The sequence below is a fragment of the Citrobacter sp. Cpo032 genome (assembly GCF_030332975.1).
Lineage (GTDB): Bacteria > Pseudomonadota > Gammaproteobacteria > Enterobacterales > Enterobacteriaceae > Citrobacter > Citrobacter portucalensis.
The window spans coordinates 270,618-292,233 of the sequence record NZ_JAOWGU010000045.1; the positions used below are offsets into that span (position 1 = coordinate 270,618).

General features: G+C 52.4%; 18 protein-coding genes and 2 tRNA genes. 5 read left to right on the top strand and 15 right to left on the bottom strand.

Annotated elements, in window-relative coordinates; translation table 11 throughout:
• Nucleotides 1-24: 24 nt before the first annotated feature.
• The 6 genes from truB to OGY33_RS14855 form a co-directional block, all read right to left on the bottom strand.
• Nucleotides 25-969 carry a tRNA pseudouridine(55) synthase TruB gene (truB, locus tag OGY33_RS14830; protein ID WP_191238082.1) on the bottom strand — a complete coding sequence of 315 codons (945 nt, stop codon included), beginning with the start codon at nucleotides 967-969 and terminating at the stop codon, nucleotides 25-27.
• Nucleotides 969-1,373, bottom strand: a complete 405-nt coding sequence (rbfA, locus tag OGY33_RS14835; RefSeq protein WP_003024988.1) for a 30S ribosome-binding factor RbfA — start codon at nucleotides 1,371-1,373, stop codon at nucleotides 969-971. The genes truB and rbfA overlap by 1 nt, the downstream gene beginning before the upstream one ends.
• Before the next feature lie 149 nt (nucleotides 1,374-1,522).
• On the bottom strand, nucleotides 1,523-4,213 hold the full coding sequence (infB, locus tag OGY33_RS14840) for a translation initiation factor IF-2 (protein ID WP_003828710.1): 2,691 nt from the start codon (nucleotides 4,211-4,213) through the stop codon (nucleotides 1,523-1,525).
• A 24-nt stretch (nucleotides 4,214-4,237) separates the two neighbouring features.
• Nucleotides 4,238-5,725: a transcription termination factor NusA gene (nusA, locus tag OGY33_RS14845; RefSeq protein WP_003024992.1), complete on the bottom strand. Its 1,488-nt coding sequence runs from the start codon at nucleotides 5,723-5,725 to the stop codon at nucleotides 4,238-4,240.
• Between the two features lie 28 nt (nucleotides 5,726-5,753).
• The gene (gene rimP / locus OGY33_RS14850) at nucleotides 5,754-6,206 is read right to left on the bottom strand and encodes a ribosome maturation factor RimP (protein ID WP_003024996.1); all 453 of its coding nucleotides are present in this window, start codon (nucleotides 6,204-6,206) and stop codon (nucleotides 5,754-5,756) included.
• Nucleotides 6,207-6,413: 207 nt separating this feature from the next.
• Nucleotides 6,414-6,490, bottom strand: a tRNA-Met gene (locus tag OGY33_RS14855).
• Nucleotides 6,491-6,823: 333 nt separating this feature from the next.
• Between OGY33_RS14855 and argG the strand changes: the two genes are divergently transcribed.
• On the top strand, nucleotides 6,824-8,167 hold the full coding sequence (gene argG / locus OGY33_RS14860) for an argininosuccinate synthase (protein ID WP_005131837.1): 1,344 nt from the start codon (nucleotides 6,824-6,826) through the stop codon (nucleotides 8,165-8,167).
• A 197-nt stretch (nucleotides 8,168-8,364) separates the two neighbouring features.
• Here the strand turns inward: argG and OGY33_RS14865 are convergent.
• The 3 genes from OGY33_RS14865 to OGY33_RS14875 all read right to left on the bottom strand — a co-directional run bounded on the left by OGY33_RS14865 (nucleotide 8,365) and on the right by OGY33_RS14875 (nucleotide 9,854).
• Nucleotides 8,365-8,451: transfer RNA gene (locus OGY33_RS14865), tRNA-Leu, on the bottom strand.
• A 9-nt stretch (nucleotides 8,452-8,460) separates the two neighbouring features.
• Nucleotides 8,461-8,793 (bottom strand): preprotein translocase subunit SecG, encoded by a 333-nt coding sequence (gene secG, locus OGY33_RS14870; RefSeq protein WP_003025000.1) that lies wholly within the window; start codon nucleotides 8,791-8,793, stop codon nucleotides 8,461-8,463.
• 167 nt (nucleotides 8,794-8,960) lie between these two features.
• Nucleotides 8,961-9,854, bottom strand: a complete 894-nt coding sequence (locus OGY33_RS14875) for a LysR family transcriptional regulator (protein WP_103014950.1) — start codon at nucleotides 9,852-9,854, stop codon at nucleotides 8,961-8,963.
• A 148-nt stretch (nucleotides 9,855-10,002) separates the two neighbouring features.
• On the opposite strand from OGY33_RS14875, the gene iadA reads away from it, so the two are divergent.
• Nucleotides 10,003-11,136, top strand: a complete 1,134-nt coding sequence (iadA, locus tag OGY33_RS14880; RefSeq protein ID WP_103014949.1) for a beta-aspartyl-peptidase — start codon at nucleotides 10,003-10,005, stop codon at nucleotides 11,134-11,136.
• 10 nt (nucleotides 11,137-11,146) lie between these two features.
• Complete coding sequence (gene dcuC / locus OGY33_RS14885; RefSeq protein ID WP_191238081.1) at nucleotides 11,147-12,613, top strand: C4-dicarboxylate transporter DcuC; 1,467 nt, start codon at nucleotides 11,147-11,149, stop codon at nucleotides 12,611-12,613.
• Between the two features lie 44 nt (nucleotides 12,614-12,657).
• On the opposite strand, the gene glmM is transcribed toward dcuC, so the two are convergent.
• The 4 genes from glmM to rlmE form a co-directional block, all read right to left on the bottom strand.
• Nucleotides 12,658-13,995: a phosphoglucosamine mutase gene (gene glmM, locus OGY33_RS14890; protein ID WP_008785919.1), complete on the bottom strand. Its 1,338-nt coding sequence runs from the start codon at nucleotides 13,993-13,995 to the stop codon at nucleotides 12,658-12,660.
• On the bottom strand, nucleotides 13,988-14,836 hold the full coding sequence (gene folP, locus OGY33_RS14895; protein ID WP_048225717.1) for a dihydropteroate synthase: 849 nt from the start codon (nucleotides 14,834-14,836) through the stop codon (nucleotides 13,988-13,990). The genes glmM and folP overlap by 8 nt, the downstream gene beginning before the upstream one ends.
• Before the next feature lie 98 nt (nucleotides 14,837-14,934).
• Nucleotides 14,935-16,869, bottom strand: a complete 1,935-nt coding sequence (ftsH, locus tag OGY33_RS14900; RefSeq protein WP_003025013.1) for an ATP-dependent zinc metalloprotease FtsH — start codon at nucleotides 16,867-16,869, stop codon at nucleotides 14,935-14,937.
• Between the two features lie 99 nt (nucleotides 16,870-16,968).
• Nucleotides 16,969-17,598, bottom strand: a complete 630-nt coding sequence (gene rlmE / locus OGY33_RS14905; RefSeq protein WP_003025015.1) for a 23S rRNA (uridine(2552)-2'-O)-methyltransferase RlmE — start codon at nucleotides 17,596-17,598, stop codon at nucleotides 16,969-16,971.
• 125 nt (nucleotides 17,599-17,723) lie between these two features.
• Between rlmE and yhbY the strand changes: the two genes are divergently transcribed.
• Nucleotides 17,724-18,017 (top strand): ribosome assembly RNA-binding protein YhbY, encoded by a 294-nt coding sequence (gene yhbY / locus OGY33_RS14910; RefSeq protein WP_003025016.1) that lies wholly within the window; start codon nucleotides 17,724-17,726, stop codon nucleotides 18,015-18,017.
• 153 nt (nucleotides 18,018-18,170) lie between these two features.
• Here the strand turns inward: yhbY and greA are convergent, their stop codons facing one another.
• Nucleotides 18,171-18,647: a transcription elongation factor GreA gene (greA, locus tag OGY33_RS14915; protein WP_003025019.1), complete on the bottom strand. Its 477-nt coding sequence runs from the start codon at nucleotides 18,645-18,647 to the stop codon at nucleotides 18,171-18,173.
• A gap of 248 nt (nucleotides 18,648-18,895) precedes the next feature.
• Here greA and dacB point away from each other — a divergent pair, with 248 nt between their 5' ends.
• A complete protein-coding gene (dacB, locus tag OGY33_RS14920; protein ID WP_032945109.1) occupies nucleotides 18,896-20,329 on the top strand; it encodes a serine-type D-Ala-D-Ala carboxypeptidase in 1,434 nt (477 codons plus the stop codon).
• Nucleotides 20,330-20,434: 105 nt separating this feature from the next.
• Here dacB and cgtA read toward each other — a convergent pair whose 3' ends face one another.
• Complete coding sequence (gene cgtA, locus OGY33_RS14925; RefSeq protein WP_003828732.1) at nucleotides 20,435-21,607, bottom strand: Obg family GTPase CgtA; 1,173 nt, start codon at nucleotides 21,605-21,607, stop codon at nucleotides 20,435-20,437.
• Nucleotides 21,608-21,616 lie beyond the last annotated feature (9 nt).

Below are 21,616 nucleotides of genomic sequence, written 5' to 3' on the forward strand. Positions count from 1 at the left end.
CCTTTTATCGCAAGACAGAGAGCGCTATGCAGGATACTCAACCACCAGGCGGCGAGGGGCGACACGACCTTCATCGTCCATCTCCCCCATGCCAATAAACTTGCCGTCATCGCCTTCCGTCACGCGTACCAGCCCTTCCAGCGGGGCGCCTGTCGTCCGTACCGGATTACCATTTTTAAAGTAAACCGACGATGTTAAAGGCAAATTAACAACAGGATAGTCCGATGCCGGACTGTCCATTGGCATCAACAAAGGATCAAGCAACTGAGCCGCCGGAATGTTCTGCTGTTCTGCCTGTTCGACCAGCTCACGCAGGTGTTCCAGCGTGACCATACGATCCACCGGATACTTGCTGACCGTCAAACGACGCAGATACGTTACGTGCGCGCCGCAGCCCAGCTTCTCACCGAGATCGTCAACGATGGTACGAATATAGGTGCCTTTGGAGCAGTGAACTTCCAGCTCCAGTTCGTTACCCTCGCGACGGATAAACAGCAGCTCATAGACGGTAATCGGGCGCGCTTCACGCGGCACTTCAATGCCCTGACGCGCATATTCGTACAGCTTCTTACCCTGATACTTCAGCGCCGAATACATCGATGGAATCTGCTCGATATCGCCGCGGAAAGCCTCCAGCGCGCTCTCCAGTTGTTCTGCGGTGAAGGTTACCGGACGCTCCTGCACGATCTGCCCATCGGCATCGGAAGTGTCAGTACGCTGGCCCAGACGGGCAACCACGCGATAGCGTTTGTCAGAATCCAGCAAATACTGTGAAAACTTTGTCGCTTCACCAAGGCAGATAGGCAGCATGCCTGTCGCCAGCGGATCCAACGCGCCGGTATGTCCCGCGCGGTTGGCATTGTAGATGCGCTTTACTTTTTGCAGCACGTCATTGCTGGACATGCCCTGCGGCTTATCCAGCAGCAGGACACCGTGAATATCGCGACCACGACGACGAGGACGACTCATCAGTCCTCCTTGCTGTCGTCCGCTGGGTTCACACGACGCTCATCGTCATGTTTCACCACGCTGGTGACCAGGTTGGACATGCGCATCCCTTCAACCAACGAGTTGTCGTAGAAGAAGGTCAGCTCAGGCACGATACGCAGACGCATTGCTTTACCCAGCAGAGAGCGGATAAAACCAGAGGCTTCCTGCAGTGCCTTAATGCCGTTTTTCACGGCAGCTTCGTCCTGATCGTTGAGGAAAGTCACGAATACTTTGGCATATGCCAGATCACGGGACATCTCAACACCCGATACGGTGGTCATCATACCAACACGCGGGTCTTTGATTTCGCGTTGCAGGATGAGTGCGATTTCTTTCTGCATCTCCTGCGCGACACGCTGCGGGCGACCAAATTCTTTCGCCATAATAAATTCTCCAGACAAAAAAGGGGCATTCAGCCCCTTTTGAAAATAATTCGGTGATTAGGCTGTAGGCCTGATAAGCGTAGCGCCATCAGGCATTACATTGCCGGATGTCGGCGTAAACGCCTTATCCGGCCTACACCCGAACAACCTTAAGCAATTGTACGTTTGATCTCGATGATCTCGAACACTTCGATCATATCGCCAACGCGAACGTCGTTGTAGTTCTTAACGCCGATACCACATTCCATACCGTTACGGACTTCGTTGACGTCATCTTTGAAGCGGCGCAGGGATTCCAGCTCGCCTTCATAGATAACCACGTTGTCGCGCAGTACGCGGATTGGGTTGTGACGTTTAATCGTGCCTTCGGTAACCATACAGCCTGCGATAGCGCCGAATTTCGGTGATTTGAACACATCACGAACTTCAGCCAGACCAATGATCTGCTGTTTCAGTTCCGGAGACAGCATGCCGCTCATCGCTGCTTTCACTTCGTCGATCAGATGATAGATGACGGAGTAGTAACGCAGATCCAGGCTTTCTGATTCGATAACTTTACGTGCAGAGGCATCAGCACGTACGTTGAAGCCAACCAGAATCGCGTTGGATGCCGCAGCCAGGGTTGCGTCGGTTTCGGTGATACCACCTACGCCAGAACCGATGATCTTCACTTTTACTTCGTCGGTAGACAGTTTCAGTAAAGAGTCGGAAATCGCTTCTACAGAACCCTGTACGTCAGCCTTCAGCACGATGTTCACTTCGTGAACTTCGCCTTCGGTCATGTTGGCGAACATGTTCTCAAGTTTAGATTTCTGCTGACGAGCCAGTTTAACTTCACGGAATTTGCCCTGACGGTACAGTGCAACTTCACGCGCTTTCTTCTCGTCACGAACAACGGTAACTTCGTCACCCGCAGCCGGAACACCGGACAGACCGAGGATTTCCACCGGAATGGACGGACCCGCTTCCAGTACTTCCTGACCCAGTTCGTTACGCATCGCACGAACGCGGCCGTATTCGAAACCACACAGAACGATATCGCCCTTGTTCAGGGTACCTTCGCGAACCAGGACGGTAGCAACCGGGCCACGACCTTTATCCAGGAAGGATTCGATAACCGCACCGCTCGCCATACCTTTACGCACAGCTTTCAGTTCCAGTACTTCGGCTTGCAGCAGGATAGCATCCAGCAGTTCGTCGATACCGGTACCCGCTTTCGCAGAAACGTGAACGAACTGGCTCTCGCCGCCCCACTCTTCCGGCATGATGCCGTACTGGGACAGTTCGTTTTTAACGCGATCTGGATCCGCTTCCGGTTTATCGATTTTGTTGACTGCAACAACTACCGGCACACCTGCCGCTTTCGCGTGCTGGATAGCTTCGATAGTCTGCGGCATCACGCCGTCGTCTGCTGCAACAACCAGAACAACGATATCCGTTGCCTGAGCACCACGAGCACGCATGGAGGTAAACGCGGCATGACCCGGGGTGTCCAGGAAGGTGATCATACCGTTGTCAGTTTCAACGTGGTACGCACCGATGTGCTGAGTAATGCCGCCCGCTTCGCCAGAGGCCACTTTCGTTGAACGAATGTAGTCCAGCAGAGACGTTTTACCGTGGTCAACGTGACCCATGATGGTCACTACCGGTGCGCGCGGTTCAGCCGCAGCGCCGGTGTCACGGTCGCTCATTACTGCTTCTTCCAGCTCGTTTTCACGACGCAGGATAACTTTGTGGCCCATCTCTTCGGCAACCAGCTGTGCGGTTTCCTGGTCGATGACCTGGTTGATGGTCGCCATTGCGCCCAGTTTCATCATTGCTTTGATGACCTGAGAGCCTTTGACCGCCATCTTGTTCGCCAGATCGCCAACGGTGATGGTTTCGCCGATCACAACGTCACGGTTAACGGCCTGAGCTGGCTTCTGGAAGCCCTGCTGCAGAGCGGAACCTTTACGCTGCTTGCCGCCTTTACCGCCGCGAACCGCTGCACGTGCTTCTTCACGGTCAGCTTTAGATTCAGCGTGTTTGTTACCTTTCTTCGCCGGACGCGCAGCTTTAGTGCTGCGAGTACGACCACGACCGCCTTCAACTTCACGATCGTTCTCGTCTTCAGCCTGGCGAGCATGCTGAGAGGTGGTGACGTGATAATCACTGGTGTCTTCGACAGGTTCAGCGTTATTCACACCATTTTTCTCGTTTTCTTCCGCCATACGGCGAGCTTCTTCCGCTACGCGGCGCGCTTCTTCTTCAAGCTTGCGACGTGCTTCTTCTTCCGCTTTACGCTTCAGTTCTGCGGCTTCATTTTCACGGCGGGCTTTTTCGGCCTGGGCGGTTTTAGTCATATCGTCGGTCTGTTGATTGCTCACTTTGTCTTTTTCCGCAGCTTCACGTTTCGCTTTATCAGCGGCTTCACGCTTAGCTTGTTCTGCGGCCTCACGTTCGGCTTTTTGTTGCGCCTCGCGTTTGGCAGCTTCTTCTGCCTCACGACGGGCTTGCTCTTCCGCTTCACGCTGCGCCTGCTCTTCCGCGGCAAGGCGTTCAGCCTCTTGCGGATCGCGTTTCACAAAGGTGCGTGTCTTGCGGACTTCGATTTGTACCGATTTGCTTTTTCCACCGGTACCTGGAATATTGAGAGTACTGCGCGTTTTACGCTGCAATGTCAACTTATCCGGCGCTGAGCCGTTTTCACGGTTCAAATGCGCCAGTAAGGTTTGTTTCTCTTGTGCGGACACAGAGTCGTCAGCAGACTTCGGGATACCGGCATCAGCAAATTGCTGTACCAGGCGATCTACGGAAGTCTGTATCTCTGCAGCCAGCGTTTTTACGGTTACATCTGTCATACTGTTCCTTCCTGCTACAGTTTATTACGCTTCGTCGCCGAACCAGCAAATATTACGGGCAGCCATAATCAGCTCACCGGCTTTTTCGTCGGTCAACCCTTCGATATCAGCCAGATCATCAATGCCCTGTTCAGCGAGATCTTCCAGCGTACAAACACCACGGGCCGCCAGTTTGAAGGCCATCTCACGATCCAATCCTTCCAGATTCAGCAGATCGTCAGCCGGTTTGTTATCACCGAGGCTTTCTTCCTGGGCCAGTGCCAGAGTGGTCAGTGCGTTTTTAGCACGCTCGCGCAGCGCTTCAACGGTCTGTTCATCCAGGCCGTCAATTTCCAGCAGTTCTTTCATTGGCACGTAGGCCAGTTCTTCCAGCGTCGCAAAACCTTCTTCCACCAGAACGGTCGCGAAATCTTCATCGATATCGAGATATTTGGTGAAGGTATCGATGGCTGCATGTGCTTCAGCCTGATGCTTCGCTTGCAGGTCATCAACGGTCATCACGTTGAGTTCCCAACCGCTCAGTTGTGAAGCCAGGCGGACGTTCTGACCATTACGTCCAATCGCCTGAGCCAGGTTACCGGCTTCAACCGCGATATCCATGGTGTGTTTGTCTTCATCCACCACGATAGAAGCGACGTCTGCTGGTGCCATTGCGTTAATCACGAACTGCGCCGGGTTATCATCCCACAGGACGATATCGATACGCTCGCCGCCCAGTTCGGTAGAAACCGCCTGAACGCGCGCACCGCGCATACCAACACAGGCGCCGACCGGATCAATACGCTTGTCGTTGGTCTTAACGGCGATTTTCGCACGCGATCCCGGATCGCGAGCAGCCGCTTTAATTTCGATAACTTCTTCGCCGATTTCCGGCACTTCAATGCGGAACAGCTCAATCAGCATTTCCGGCTTGGAACGGGTTACGAACAGCTGTGCACCGCGCGCTTCCGGGCGAACTGAGTACAGAACACCACGAATACGGTCACCAGGGCGGAAGTTTTCACGCGGCAGCATGTCTTCACGCAGGATCACAGCTTCAGCATTGCTGCCCAGATCCAGTGAAATGTTGTCGCGGTTTACTTTCTTCACCACACCGGTGACGATTTCGCCTTCATGTTCGCGGAACTGATCAACAACCATTGCGCGTTCAGCTTCACGTACTTTCTGTACGATAACCTGCTTCGCGGTCTGGGTAGTGATACGGTCAAAGGTGACAGATTCAATCTGATCTTCAACATATTCGCCCACGTTCAGACTTTCGTCTTCGAAGCGTGCCGCTTCCAGCGTAATTTCTTTGGTCGGCTGAGTAACTTCTTCTACGATTACCCAACGACGGAAGGTATCGAAATCACCGCTTTTACGATCGATTTCTACGCGAACGTCGATCTCTTGCTCATATTTTTTCTTTGTTGCTGTAGCCAGCGCACTTTCCAGCGCTTCAAAAATTTTCTCGCGTGGCAGCGCTTTTTCGTTGGATACGGCTTCAACAACAGCCAAAATTTCTTTGTTCATCGCGGGCTTTTCACCTCAATCCAGACTGTTAAAAGTGGGGAACCAGGTTCGCCTTCTGGATATTACTCAGCGCGAACACTTCATCTTTGCCTTCGACTGTGACCGTGATCATCTCACCGTCCACCGCTTTGATAACGCCCTGCCATTTACGACGGTTTTGTACCGCCATACGAAGAACCAGCGTGACTTCTTCACCCAGGAAACGCACGTAGTGTTCAGCTGTGAACAGAGGACGGTCGAGACCCGGAGAGGAGACTTCCAGGTTATAGGCAACGGTGATTGGGTCTTCGACATCCATCACGGCGCTTACCTGATGGCTCACATCAGCACAATCATCAACATTGATGCCATCTTCACTATCAATATAGATGCGCAGTGTGGATGTGCGACCACGAATAAATTCGATGCCGACCAGTTCGTAGCCCAGGGCTTCAACTGGCGCTGTAATCATCTCTGTTAATTTTTGCTCTAATGTGGACAAGCCCACCCCCAAGACATAAAAAAAGGGCCTAAAGCCCAGTTATTCTGTAGTCAGATAACAAAAAACCCCGATAAATCGGGGCTTTAGATAACTGAACCCTATAACCGCACCTGCGGTTCGGAGAACCTTCCGAAAGAATTTTTTTCAAATCCAGCTACGAAGGCCTAAGTCTTCACAGTATATTTGAAAAAGAACTCTAAGGGAAAGTGGTTGCGGGGGCCGGATTTGAACCGACGACCTTCGGGTTATGAGCCCGACGAGCTACCAGGCTGCTCCACCCCGCGCCTGAAACGTGGCAAATTTTACTCGTTTTGGGTAAAAAATGCAAATACTGCTGGGATTTGGTACCGAGACGGGACGTAAAATCTGCGCACAGTATATTGATTCACTATGCGTTATGTCAACCTTGTTACGACTATGCAAATCAATGAATGCTGCCCAGCGCTAGTCCAGCAAGATAAATATGCCGCCCACGCCGTTATTTAACGAAATTATCACTAAACTCTTCCTGTCATCCAGAAAAGATGATTAAATGAAAACTCATTTATTTTGCATAAAAATGCAATTAGTATAATAAGCCGACCTCTTCACCAGTCTATCAAGCAGGGTTTTATTTTATGACGACGATTCTCAAGCATCTCCCGGTAGGTCAACGTATTGGTATCGCTTTTTCCGGCGGCCTGGACACCAGCGCAGCACTGCTGTGGATGCGACAAAAAGGGGCTGTCCCATATGCATATACTGCGAATTTGGGCCAGCCGGATGAGGATGACTATGACGCCATTCCTCGCCGTGCAATGGAATATGGTGCTGAGAATGCTCGCCTGGTAGATTGCCGTAAGCAGCTGGTTGCCGAAGGGATCGCTGCCATTCAGTGCGGTGCATTCCACAACACCACCGGCGGACTGACCTATTTCAATACCACCCCGCTGGGCCGTGCCGTGACCGGCACCATGCTGGTTGCCGCCATGAAAGAAGATGGTGTAAATATCTGGGGTGACGGTAGCACCTATAAAGGTAACGATATTGAACGTTTCTATCGTTACGGTCTGCTGACCAACGCCGAACTGCAGATTTACAAACCATGGCTGGATACCGATTTTATCGATGAACTCGGCGGTCGCCATGAGATGTCCGAATTTATGATTGCCTGTGGTTTCGACTACAAGATGTCCGTTGAGAAAGCGTACTCAACAGACTCCAATATGCTCGGCGCGACTCACGAAGCAAAAGATCTGGAATTCCTGAACTCCAGCGTCAAAATCGTTAACCCGATTATGGGCGTGAAGTTCTGGGATGAGAGCGTGAAGATCCCGGCAGAAGAAGTGACCGTGCGTTTTGAACAGGGTCATCCGGTTGCTCTGAACGGTAAAACCTTCAGCGACGACGTTGAGATGATGCTGGAAGCCAACCGTATCGGCGGCCGTCACGGTCTGGGTATGAGCGATCAGATTGAAAACCGTATCATTGAAGCGAAGAGCCGTGGCATCTACGAAGCCCCGGGGATGGCATTGCTGCATATCGCCTACGAGCGTCTGCTGACCGGTATTCACAACGAGGATACCATCGAGCAGTATCACGCGCACGGTCGCCAGCTGGGTCGTCTGCTGTATCAGGGCCGCTGGTTCGACTCTCAGGCGCTGATGCTGCGTGACGGTCTGCAACGTTGGGTTGCCAGCCAGATTACCGGTGAAGTGACGCTGGAACTGCGTCGCGGTAATGACTACTCAATCCTCAACACCGTGTCTGACAATCTGACGTACAAACCAGAACGTCTGACGATGGAAAAAGGCGACTCCGTATTCTCTCCGGACGACCGTATCGGTCAGTTGACCATGCGTAATCTGGATATCACCGATACCCGCGAGAAGCTGTTCGGCTATGCGCAGTCTGGCCTGCTGACCGCCTCTTCCGCAACCGGCCTGCCGCAGGTTGAGAATCTGGAAAATAAGGCGAAGTAAAGATTCACTATCTTAAGGCCGCGAAAGCGGCCTTTTTTATGCGCGGAATATAGGATGTCTGTAGGCCTGATAAGCGTAGCGCCATCAGGCGTTATAATAATGTCGGATGGCGGCGTTAACGCCTTATCCGACCTACAGGATAGCCACAAATAACAGACGAAAAAAAAGACGCTTCGCAGCGTCTTTTTTTTGGAATTTGGTACCGAGGATGGGACTCGAACCCACAAGCCCGTTAGGGCACTACCACCTCAAGGTAGCGTGTCTACCAATTCCACCACCTCGGTACAGAATACTTAGCGTGGGATATCGCTGGTCGGCTGAGCCGGAGCAGCTGGCTGAGTTTGCTCGGTTTTCGCCGGTGCGCTCAGATTTTCCCACTCACTTCCTTTATTGGTCTTATTGCTGTTCATGTTACCCAGCACCAGACTGATGATGAAGAACAAGGTTCCCAATACAGCTGTCATACGGGTCATGAAGTTACCAGAACCACTTGAACCAAACAGAGTACCAGAAGCGCCTGCGCCAAAAGAGGCTCCCATATCAGCGCCTTTGCCTTGCTGCAGCATGATCAAGCCTACCAGACCAATTGCCACAATAAGGAAAACTACTAAAAGAGCTTCGTGCATAATCAACCTGTTCCTTGCGGAGTTGCCGCGTACAATGCTTCGACCATTAAAGCGGGAATATTTACTGTTTCCCACTGAAGCGGGTGTGAATACTAACCAAAGCGAATAACCTTCGCAAGGGCAATTTGTTAGCATTGTATCAACTGCGGAAAAAATCGCCACATCAATCAAAAACGCAGCAACTTCTCCCAGCATCTCTGCATAACGGCACGTTGATCTTCAAGATTCGCCCATACCACAACGGGGATTTCACAAATCAGGTCTGTATTTTCTGGCCAGCAGTGAATAATTTGCTGATTCACCAACTCTTCCGCAACCATCGATTCAGGTAACCAGGCCATTCCCATATGGCGCAGTACCATTTCTCGTATCGTTTCGCTTAAACCACTCTCAAATACTTTTTTTAGCCGTGGGCGGACGCGTTGTTCTGCCGACTCAATAATACGTCTGACAAAGGTGTAGTCGCTGTAGCATAGCCACGGAATCGGAGCATGCGGATCATTAAGCGCATCAGCCAACTGGGCTGAAATAACCGGTATAAATCGCTCATACCGCCATAGTGAACGTTTTAACCCTCCGGCGATCTCCAGCCCCGGCTGGGCAGACGGTAAATCGTAGGTTACCAGTAAATCAATTTGCCGGTTCATCAGGGCATTGAAGTGGTTGTCTATCCCCTGGATACTGGCGTTGACCGTAAAGTTTAACTGCGGCTCACTCTGTCGCAGGTAGTTGATCATATCTGGCAGGATATTCACCGACAGCGTATGCAGGCTGACCATCACCAGCGTGTTATCCGTTGCTGGCGTCATCGCCGACAGCTCATGGCTTGCCTCTCTTAACGTGCTGAGAACGTGCCGGGCATAAGGTTCAAAGCGTTCACCATAGCGCGTCAACGTGACGGGGGTCGTTGTCCGGTCAAACAAAGGTACGCCCAGCACCTCTTCCAGGGCCTTTATACGCCGACTCAGCGCAGGTTGAGTAATATGCCGCTGCGCCGCGGCCTGAGAGTAGTTTCCATGCTGGCTCAAGGCCAGAAAATCTTCCAGCCACTTACAATCCACGTTGTGCTCTCCGCCATGCCATAACCGCATCCTCCAATAACAAATCGGTAATAGTCATAGTTATAGTAATGGCTTTATGGTGGGCATCATAACAACAATATTTCGTTTCACCTGCCGACTCTCACCCTCGACGTTTGACAGGACCGCTATGTTTACTTTATTGACCAATGCCCGTGTTTTTTCTCCTGAGGATTTAGGCCTCTGCTCCCTGCTCATTCATGCCGACCGAATTGTGGCGGTAGAAAAAGATATTTCATTGTTTGATGGCATCAACGAGGTCATCGATTGTCGGGGTAAATGGGTTATCCCTGGTATCATCGATCAGCATGTTCATCTTACCGGTGGCGGTGGTGAAGCCGGATTTGCCAGTCGGACGCCCGCCGTCAAGCTGCGCGACCTGATTCAGGCAGGTATTACCACGGTGGTTGGCGTGTTAGGCACCGATGCCATTTCTCGTTCCCCCAAAGACCTCTACGCAAAAATGCAGTCTCTCAACCTTGAGGGATTACGCGCGTTTATGCACACGGGAGCCTACGCCGTTCCCAGCCCAACCATTACGCGATCCATCCGCGATGATATGGCCTTCATTCCGGCAATTCTTGGTGTAAAAATCGCCCTCGCCGATCACCGCGGTTCTTACCCCTCTTTCCAGGAGTTGCTGAGGATAGTGAGCGATATTCGCGTCGCTTCCCTGCTGGCTGGGAAAAAGGGCTTGCTGCATGTGCACCTGGGGAATCTGCCGGAAGGGATGTCGCAACTTATTGAGCTGTGTGATGCGGGTATTCCGATTCACCATATTTCACCGACGCATGTTGCGAGAACTGAACCCTTGTTCGAACAGGCGATTGCTTTCGCCCACCGCGGCGGCCATATCGACGTTACGTCTGGCGGCAGCCGCTTTACACCTCAGGAACAGGCGATCCTCCACGCCCTGGAAGCGCAGGTTCCGGCGGATCGCATCACGATCAGTTCTGACGGCAATGGCAGCGTTCCGCGCTTTAACGCTCAGGGTATCGTTGAAGGTTTAAGCGCGGCACCGGTCGCAGGCAATCTTAACCTGCTTCCTCGCCTGATTGATGTCGGGATTCCGGTGTCACAGGCCATCGCGATGCTGACGGCAAACGTTGCGCGCTCGCTGGGTATTTCCGGGGGCGTGCTCTGCGCCGGAGAACGTGCTGATATCTGTGTACTCAATGATGACCTCTCGCTGGCCCATCTGTTTGCCGCGGGTAAACCGTTGCTGCGGGATGGCGAGTGCCTGGTTACCGGCAACTTCGAGTAAGGGGGCAAGAATGTCATTGCTACTGGCGCTAATCGCCATCATTTTTGCCGGACGTCTGATCCTCAAAAAATATCACCCCCAGTCGGTACTGTTATTGACCGGGATTGTGCTGTTGCTTATCGCGCATTTTAGCGGAATGACCTCACTCAGTGGCCTGGTGAAAAAGAGCACCGGATTTGGCCCCTTTGACGCCTTTGAGTTTATTCGCGATACCCTGAGCGTGCGTCTCGGCGGCCTCGGACTGCAAATTATGCTGATTGGTGGTTTTGCCACCTACATGTCAGCCATTGGCGCAAGCCAGGTACTGGTTCGGGTGACGTCTCGTCCTTTGCAACGGCTGAACTCGCCTTATCTGCTGCTGGGGCTGGCACTGCTATTGGGTCAATTCCTGTCGCTGTTTATCAGCAGCGCCACCGGATTGGGTCTGCTGTTGATGGCGACGCTTTACCCGCTGCTTACCCGTCTTGGCTGTAGCCGCGCCGCGGTTGCCGCCGTTATCGCCAGTACCTGTGCGGTTGAGTTTGGCCCCGGTTCCGGCAACTCTGTTCTCGCCGCCAAAACTGCAGGCATCGAGGTCGTGAACTATTTCGTGCAGGATCAGTTGCCAATCGTTGTGCCCGTCATTCTTTTCATCGCCCTACTGCATATTGTTGTGCAACGCTTTTTTGACCGTCGGGAAAGTGGCGACAATGCAGCCCAGAAAATGCAGACATTAACGGCGACTGATGAAGCCGACGCACCTATCGCCTGGCTGTTTCTGCCCATGCTGCCGCTGGTATTGATGCTGGTGTGCAGCGATTTAGTATTCAGCTCTCTCAAGATCACGCTGGATACCGCTGTACTGATAAGCCTCGCTATTACGCTGGTTTGTGAGTACTGCCGTCATCGCAAGGCGCGTGAGGTGATGGCTGGCGTACAAAAGGTTTTTGACAGCATGGGCAGCGTTTTTGCCACCGTCGTGACGCTGATTATCGCCGGTGAAGTCTTTTCCGCCGGACTGAAAGCCATTGGTGCCGTTGACGCACTGTTGTCACTTTCCGGTGAATTTGGCCTCAGCGCCGCCTCTATTATCCTGCTGATGACCCTGATCACCTTCGCAATTTCAGCGCTGATGGGCTCCGGGAATGCGGCATTTTTCTCCTTCGCACCCATGGTGCCGGACATCAGCCGTCATATCGGTAGCGATATCGCTGTCATGATGTTGCCTATCCAGATCTCGGCGGGTATTGGTCGTACGCTATCGCCCATTGCCGGCGTAATCATTGCTATCGCGGGAATTGCAGGCGTCTCGCCTGTGGATATTGTTAAGCGTACCGCGATTCCGATGCTGGGCGGTTGGCTACTGATGATTGCGCTAACCTTTGCCCGGTCTGGACATCTGCTGGCGGTTCTGCCGTGGCTGGCAGTCCTTGTGCTACTGATGGTCGGTGGTTACTTCTGGCAGCGCCGACGTAAACAGCAGCTTGCCGTACAGTAAAAAAAAGCCGGAGTCTCAGACTCCGGCTTTCACTTTCTTCGGAATTAGGCCGCTTTCACAGCATCGGCAATACGGTGGGCGAATTCAGTCACCTGCGCTTCGTCTTCACCTTCAACCATCACACGAATTAACGGTTCGGTACCAGACTTACGCAGCAGGACGCGTCCACGGTTACCCAGCGCCGCTTCCACTTCCGCCATCACCGCTTTCACGTTTTCATGTTCCAGTGGATCGCCGCTACCTGCTGTGTATCGTACGTTAACCAGCAGCTGTGGGAACATTTTCATGCCGCTGCACAGGTCGTGCAGGCTCATATGGTTGCGTACCATCGCCGCCAGCACCTGCAGACCCGCCACGATACCGTCACCAGTAGTGGTTTTGTCCAGCAGGATCACATGACCAGAGTTTTCGGCACCGATACGCCAGCCTTTTTCCTGCATTTTTTCCAGCACATAACGGTCGCCAACTTTTGCACGGGCGAACGGAATACCCAGCTGTTTCAGCGCCAGCTCGAGGCCCATGTTGCTCATCAGCGTACCTACCGCGCCACCGCGCAGCTGACCCTGACGCAGGGCTTCACGGGCGATGATGTACATGATCTGATCGCCATCGACCTTATTACCTTCGTGATCAACCATAATGACGCGGTCGCCATCGCCATCCAGCGCAATACCCAGATCGGCTTTTTCCGCAATCACGCGCGCCTGCAGGGCACGGACGTCGGTGGCGCCGACTTCTTCATTGATATTCACACCGTTTGGCTCACAGCCAATGGCAATCACGTTTGCACCCAGTTCACGCAGTACATTTGGCGCAATGTGGTACGTCGCACCGTTAGCGCAATCCACCACAATTTTAAGCTCATTCAGACTCAGTTCGTTCGGGAAGGTGCCTTTGCAAAACTCGATATAGCGACCGGCAGCATCAACGATACGCGTGGCTTTACCCAGTTCAGCGGAATCCACGCAGGTGATCGCTTTTTCCATCTCGGCTTCAATGGCTTCTTCCACTGCATCCGGCAGTTTAGTCCCGTCGGTTGAGAAGAATTTAATCCCGTTGTCATAGTACGGGTTGTGCGAAGCGGAGATAACAATCCCGGCCTCAGCACGGAAGGCGCGCGTCAGATACGCAACGGCGGGTGTTGGCATTGGCCCTGTGAATGAGGCTGAGAGTCCGGCGGCAGCCAGGCCCGCTTCCAGCGCAGACTCCAGCATATAGCCGGAAATACGCGTATCTTTACCGATAATAATTTTACGTGAACCATGACGAGCAAGCACTTTCCCTGCTGCCCAGCCCAGCTTGAGCACAAAGTCAGGAGTAATTGGGGCATCGCCTACGCGACCGCGGATCCCATCAGTGCCAAAATATTTACGATTACTCATAGCGTTTTTTTTCCTTTGCAGACAATGTGGCTTCCACCACACGCATCGCTTCTACGGTTTCTTTGACGTCATGGACACGAACGATCTGCGCCCCCTGCATTGCGGCAATCACCGCGCACGCAAGGCTACCGCTCAGGCGTTCAGATGGCCCCACATTCAGTAACTGGCCAACCATTGATTTTCGTGACATCCCAACCAGCAATGGCAGATTAAAATGATGAAACTCAGACAAACGTGCCAGTAATGTGTAGTTGTGAGTGAGATTTTTACCGAATCCGAATCCGGGGTCGAGCAACAATTTATCTTTTGTGATTCCAGCCCGCTCGCAACGTGCTATTTGCTCAACAAAGTAGCGGTTTACCTCAGCAAAAACATCCTCATACTTTGGCGCTTCCTGCATGGTTTTCGGCTGCCCCTGCATATGCATCAGGCAAACCGGCAATCCGGTCTCCGCTGCGGCTTCCAACGCTCCAGGCTCCGAGAGAGAGCGAATATCATTGATGATATGCGCGCCAACTCTGGCGCATTCGCGAATCACTTCGGGTTTTGAGGTATCGACCGAAATCCACACTTCAAAACGCTGAGCAATTGCCTCGACCACTGGGATCACTCGCTGCAACTCTTCTTCTACACTCACATCAGCCGCGCCCGGACGCGTGGACTCACCGCCCACATCAATGATAGTCGCCCCGGCGTTAATCATCAGGTTTGCGTGTTTTACCGCTTCAACCAAAGAGTTGTGCGCTCCACCATCGGAAAATGAGTCTGGTGTGACGTTCAAAATCCCCATGACGTGCGGATGGCTGAGATCCAGTGAAGAACCCTGAGCAAAGAGTTTCATAGTTTTATCCCTGGTAAAATCTTGAATATGCAGATAAGAAAAACCCCGGAGCAAGCCCCAGGGTTTTCAATTAAAACACGGTCATCATCAACGATAACTTATTTGTCGCCCAGTTGCTCTGACATAGTGCCAGAGTCCGGCGCACGCGGTTCATCAACCGGACGCGGTGCACTCGGCTTGCCGGTGCTGCCAGAGTTGTTGTTAGAAGAACCCGGTTCTTCCCAACCCGCTGGCGGACGCACGTCGCGGCGAGCCATTAGATCGTCAATCTGCGGCGCATCGATGGTCTCATATTTCATGAGCGCATCTTTCATCGAGTGCAGAATGTCCATGTTTTCGTTCAGCAAACGACGAGCACGGTCATAGTTACGCTCAATCAGCAACTTAACTTCCTGATCGATAATGCGAGCGGTTTCATCGGACATGTGTTTCGCTTTCGCCACAGAACGTCCCAGGAAAACTTCGCCTTCTTCTTCAGCGTACAGCAACGGACCGAGTTTATCGGAGAAGCCCCACTGAGTAACCATGTTACGCGCCAGGTTAGTCGCGACTTTAATGTCGTTCGACGCACCGGTAGAAACATGTTCAGCACCGTAGATGATCTCTTCCGCCAGACGGCCACCGTACAGTGTGGAGATCTGACTTTCCAGTTTCTGACGGCTGGCGCTGATTGCGTCGCCTTCAGGCAGGAAGAAGGTCACACCCAGCGCACGACCGCGCGGGATAATCGTTACTTTGTGCACCGGATCGTGTTCCGGTACCAGGCGACCGATAATCGCGTGGCCAGCTTCGTGATACGCGGTAGATTCTTTCTGCGCTTCCGTCATCACCATGGAGCGACGTTCCGCACCCATCATGATTTTGTCTTTCGCTTTTTCGAACTCAACCATCGACACTACGCGCTTGTTGCCACGAGCAGCAAACAGCGCCGCTTCGTTCACCAGGTTCGCGAGGTCCGCACCGGAGAAGCCAGGCGTGCCACGTGCAATGATTGCCGCATCGATATCCGGAGACAGCGGTACGCGACGCATATGCACTTTCAGGATCTGTTCACGACCGCGAACGTCTGGCAGACCAACCACAACCTGACGGTCGAAACGGCCTGGACGCAGCAGCGCAGGGTCAAGAACGTCCGGACGGTTAGTTGCTGCGATAACGATAATACCTTCGTTACCTTCGAAGCCGTCCATCTCAACCAGCATCTGGTTCAGCGTCTGTTCACGTTCATCGTGACCACCGCCCAGACCTGCGCCACGCTGGCGACCTACGGCGTCGATTTCATCGATGAAGATGATGCACGGTGCCGCTTTCTTGGCTTGTTCGAACATGTCACGCACACGAGATGCACCGACACCCACGAACATTTCCACGAAATCAGAACCGGAAATTGTGAAGAATGGAACCTTCGCTTCACCTGCGATAGCTTTCGCCAGCAGGGTTTTACCCGTACCCGGAGGACCAACCATCAGGACGCCTTTCGGGATTTTACCGCCCAGTTTCTGGAAACGGCTCGGTTCGCGCAGATACTCAACCAGCTCAGCGACTTCTTCTTTTGCTTCGTCACAACCCGCAACGTCAGCAAAAGTCGTTTTGATCTGATCTTCCGTCAGCATGCGCGCTTTGCTCTTGCCGAACGACATGGCACCTTTGCCACCACCGCCCTGCATCTGACGCATGAAGAAGATCCAGACACCAATCAGCAGCAGCATTGGGAACCAGGAAATGAAGATAGAAGCCAGCAGGCTCGGCTCTTCAGGTGGTTCGCCAACAACCTTGACGTTTTTGGTCAGCAGGTTATCAAGCAGCTTCGGATCGTTAACCGGGATGTAGGTCGTGTAACGGTTACTATCTTTCTTGGTAACGTTAATCTCACGTCCGTTGATCTTCGCTTCACGAACCTGGTCCTGATTGACCTCTTGCAGGAAGGTAGAGTAATCAACCTTACGGCCATTAGACTCGCTGGGCCCAAAGCTCTGGAATACTGACATCAGCACAACGGCAATGACCAGCCAGAGAATTAGGTTTTTCGCCATGTCACTCAAGGGATTAACCTCATATTACAACTGTGTTAAAAACAGCGTCAGGATACTCTATATCCAGTTTCTTTCAAACTTTCGTTTGAAATCTGCCGGTTATGGTTTACGCCCGGTCGCTACAATATACACTTCACGCGAACGGGCGCGAGAAGAGTCCGGCTTACGAACTTTGACCTTCGTAAACAGGGAGCGAATCTCTCTTAGATACTCATCGAAGCCTTCGCCCTGGAACACCTTCACTACAAAACTACCACCTGGCGCTAATACATCACGAGCCATTCCAAGCGCCAGCTCTACCAGATACATGGCCCGGGGAATATCCACCGCCGGTGTTCCACACATATTTGGCGCCATATCAGACATGACAACTTGTACTTTACTGTCACCTACGCGTTCAAGTAACGCTTTCAGGACTAATTCATCACGAAAGTCGCCCTGAAGGAAGTCCACACCAACGATTGGATCCATAGGTAAAAGATCGCAAGCGATAATGCGGCCGGTGTTACCGATCTGCGTAACTGCATATTGCGACCAGCCACCGGGTGCAGCACCGAGATCAACTATCGTCATCCCCGGTTTAAAAATTTTGTCACTTTGCTGTATTTCATCAAGTTTAAACCAGGCACGGGAACGTAACCCCTTTTTCTGCGCCTGTTGAACATATTTATCGCTAAAGTGTTCCTGAAGCCAGCGACTCGAGCTGGCAGAACGCTTTTTACCTGTCATTTCACATTCCCAAAGGGCAGTTCATCGTAACCAATGGTGTAAATTTCTACACAGCTATTTGGTGATATATGGGAGATGGCGGTAGAATGACCCGTTTTCAATCCCAACGTAAGCAAAAATATACGATGAATCTGAGTACTAAACAAAAACAGCACCTGAAAGGTCTGGCACATCCGCTCAAGCCTGTAGTTATGCTTGGCAATAATGGTTTGACCGAAGGGGTACTGGCCGAGATTGAACAAGCGTTAGAGCACCATGAACTTATCAAGGTGAAAATCGCCTCGGAAGATCGCGATACTAAAACCTTGATCGTGGAAGCTATCGTACGCGAAACCGGCGCCTGCAATGTACAGGTCATCGGCAAAACGCTGGTACTGTATCGCCCGACTAAAGAACGTAAAATCTCGCTGCCACGCTAAGAATATCCCAAAGTTGCACACGAAGTTTGTGTAAAACGCGGGGTTTTCCGCTAGCAGGAGAGCAAAATGCCACGCTCTCTTCGTTGATAAAAGGCCGCTATGCGGCCTTTTTCCTTTCTTTACAATGTATCAACATCTTAACCAAGATGCGAATTACAGGTATTCTACCTTCGTCACTTCATATTCCACTTCGCCGCCCGGCGTTTTGATAACTACGACGTCATCCTGCTCTTTACCGATCAGGCCACGAGCGATAGGCGAGTTCACTGAAATCAGGTTCTGTTTAAAATCGGCTTCATCATCGCCGACAATACGCCAGGTCTGCTCTTCATCGTTATCGAGATTCAGAACGGTAACCGTCGCACCGAAAACAACGCGGCCATTGTTCGGCATTTTAGTAACGTCGATTACCTGCGCGTTGGACAGTTTAGCTTCGATATCTTTAATGCGTCCTTCGCAGAAACCCTGCTGTTCGCGCGCCGCGTGATACTCCGCGTTCTCTTTCAGGTCACCGTGCTCACGCGCTTCAGCGATAGCGGCAATAATTTCAGGACGGCGCACAGATTTCAGAAAATCCAGCTCTTCGCGCAGTTTTTCAGCACCACGTAAGGTCATCGGGATAGCTTGCATTTGTTATACCTCTTGAACATTCCTGTAGGGGGTAGTTGCTCTCACCCCGGCTGCTAAGCCCACCCTGGCGTGTGTCATGCCAGAGTCAGAAGCAAAAAAATACCGACCCGGGGCTCAAGGTCCCAGGTCAGCTACAATTCTCTATTTGATGATCATTTTACCCTGGAGTTCCTTATGGGTCATCGTTTACTTTTTGGGGCGTTGCGCCGTAGTATGACGGCCTGTTTCCAGGTTGTTAGCGCGAGATTATGCGATTTTCCAGATTTACCATCGGATTGACTGCCAGTATAGCGTTCAGCGTTCAGGCTGCGAACGTCGACGAGTATATCAATCAGCTCCCTGCCGGGGCCAACCTCGCCCTTATGGTACAGAAGGTTGGCGCACCTGCACCCGCTATTGATTTTCATAGCCAGCAGATGGCGCTGCCCGCCAGTACCCAGAAAGTAATCACCGCGCTGGCGGCATTGATTCAGCTCGGGCCTGACTTTCGTTTTACCACCACGCTCGAGACCAAAGGCAGCGTGGAAGGCGGCGTATTGAAAGGTGACTTAGTGGCACGATTTGGTGCCGATCCGACGCTAAAACGCCAGGATATTCGCAATATGGTGGCAACCCTGAAAAAATCAGGTGTGACGCAAATTGCCGGGAATGTCCTGATCGACACCTCTATTTTTGCCAGCCATGATAAAGCGCCCGGCTGGCCCTGGAACGACATGACGCAGTGTTTTAGCGCACCGCCCGCAGCGGCTATTGTCGATAGAAACTGTTTCTCGGTTTCACTCTACAGCGCGCAAAAACCCAACGATCTCGCCTTTATTCGCGTGGCATCTTATTACCCGGTCACCATGTTCAGTCAGGTGCGAACTCTCGCCCGAGGTTCTGCGGAAGCGCAATATTGTGAACTGGATGTGGTTCCCGGTGATCTCAACCGCTATACGCTGACTGGATGCCTGCCACAACGTGCCGATCCGCTGCCGCTGGCGTTCGCCATTCAGGACGGTGCCAGCTATGCCGGGGCAATTATCAAAGATGAGCTAAAACAAGCAGGTATCACCTACAGCGGTACACTGCTGCGCCAGACGTTGGTCAACGAACCAGGAACGGTGGTCGCCAGTAAGCAGTCGGCACCGCTGCACGACCTGCTTAAGATTATGCTGAAAAAATCGGACAACATGATTGCCGATACCGTTTTCCGTATGATTGGTCATGCCCGATTTAACGTGCCGGGCACCTGGCGGGCGGGTTCTGACGCCGTGCGCCAGATTTTGCGTCAGCAGGCAGGCGTCGATATCGGCAACACTATTATTGCCGACGGTTCTGGCCTCTCCCGCCATAACCTGATTGCCCCAGCGACCATGATGCAGGTGCTGCAATATATCGCTCAACACGATAACGAGCTGAACTTTATCACTATGCTGCCGCTGGCGGGCCACGACGGCTCTCTGCAATACCGTGCGGGTCTGCATCAGGCTGGTGTGGATGGCAAAGTATCGGCGAAGACAGGCTCGCTGCAGGGGGTTTATAACCTCGCAGGTTTCATCACCACGGCAAGCGGCCAACGCATGGCATTCGTGCAGTATTTATCTGGTTATGCGGTAGAGCCAGCTGACCAGCGTAATCGCCGTATTCCGTTGGTGCGCTTCGAGAGCCGGTTGTACAAGGATATTTATCAGAACAACTAAATGGGTAATTTGATTGCCGGATGGCGGCATTAACGTGCCTTATCCGGCCTACAGTGAGACCTGGAAACAAAAACCCCGGCAACATGGCCGGGGTTTTTAATGCGATTAACGCTTGTAGATGAACTCAACGCCTTCTTCGTCGTCTTCGTCCCAATCGTCATCCCAGTCATCTTCCGCTTCGTCTTCGACTTCAGCGAGCTGCTGGCGGTGATAATCATCCCACATGAACTCAACTTTCTCTGGCTGTTTCGCTTCTTCAGCCTGAACAATCGGGTTCTCGATGATAAAGGTCATCACATCCCAGCAGAGATCTTTCACGCCCAGTTGGCTGGCGGCAGAGATCAGGTAATATTTACCTTCCCAACCCAACGCTTCGGCGATAGCTTTCGCTTTCTCTTCCGCTTCAGCCTTGTCCATCAAATCAATTTTGTTGAACACTAACCAGCGCGGTTTAGATGCCAGATCCTGACTGTATTTTTCCAGTTCGCCAATAATGATACGTGCGTTTTCAACTGGATCAGAGCCATCAATCGGATCGATATCGATGAGGTGAAGCAGTACACGGCAACGTTCCAGGTGTTTCAGGAAGCGGATACCCAGGCCTGCGCCTTCAGCCGCGCCTTCAATCAGTCCCGGAATGTCGGCAACCACGAAGCTCTTTTCGTTGTCCATACGCACCACGCCCAGGCTCGGCACCAGGGTGGTAAACGGATAATCAGCGACTTTCGGCTTCGCCGCGGACACCGCACGGATAAACGTCGATTTCCCAGCGTTTGGCATGCCCAGCATACCCACGTCCGCCAGCAGCATCAGCTCCAGCATCAGATCGCGCTTATCACCCGGCGTACCCATTGTTTTCTGACGCGGAGTACGGTTAACCGAGGATTTGAAACGGGTGTTGCCCAGACCGTGCCAGCCACCTTTAGCGACCATCAGACGCTGACCGTGTTTGGTCATGTCGCCCATGGTTTCGCCCGTGCCCTGATCGATAACACGCGTACCAACAGGTACTTTAATGGTAACGTCTTTGCCACGCTTACCGGTGCAATCACGGCTCGCGCCATTCTGACCACGTTCCGCACGGAATGATTTTTCAAAACGGTAATCGATCAGCGTGTTCAGGTTTTCGTCGGCTTCCAGCCAAACGTCACCACCGTCACCACCATCACCACCGTCCGGACCGCCTTTTGGGATGTACTTTTCGCGGCGGAAGCTGACGCAACCATTACCGCCATCACCTGCAACGACCAGAATCGATGCTTCATCAACAAACTTCATTTTACTCTC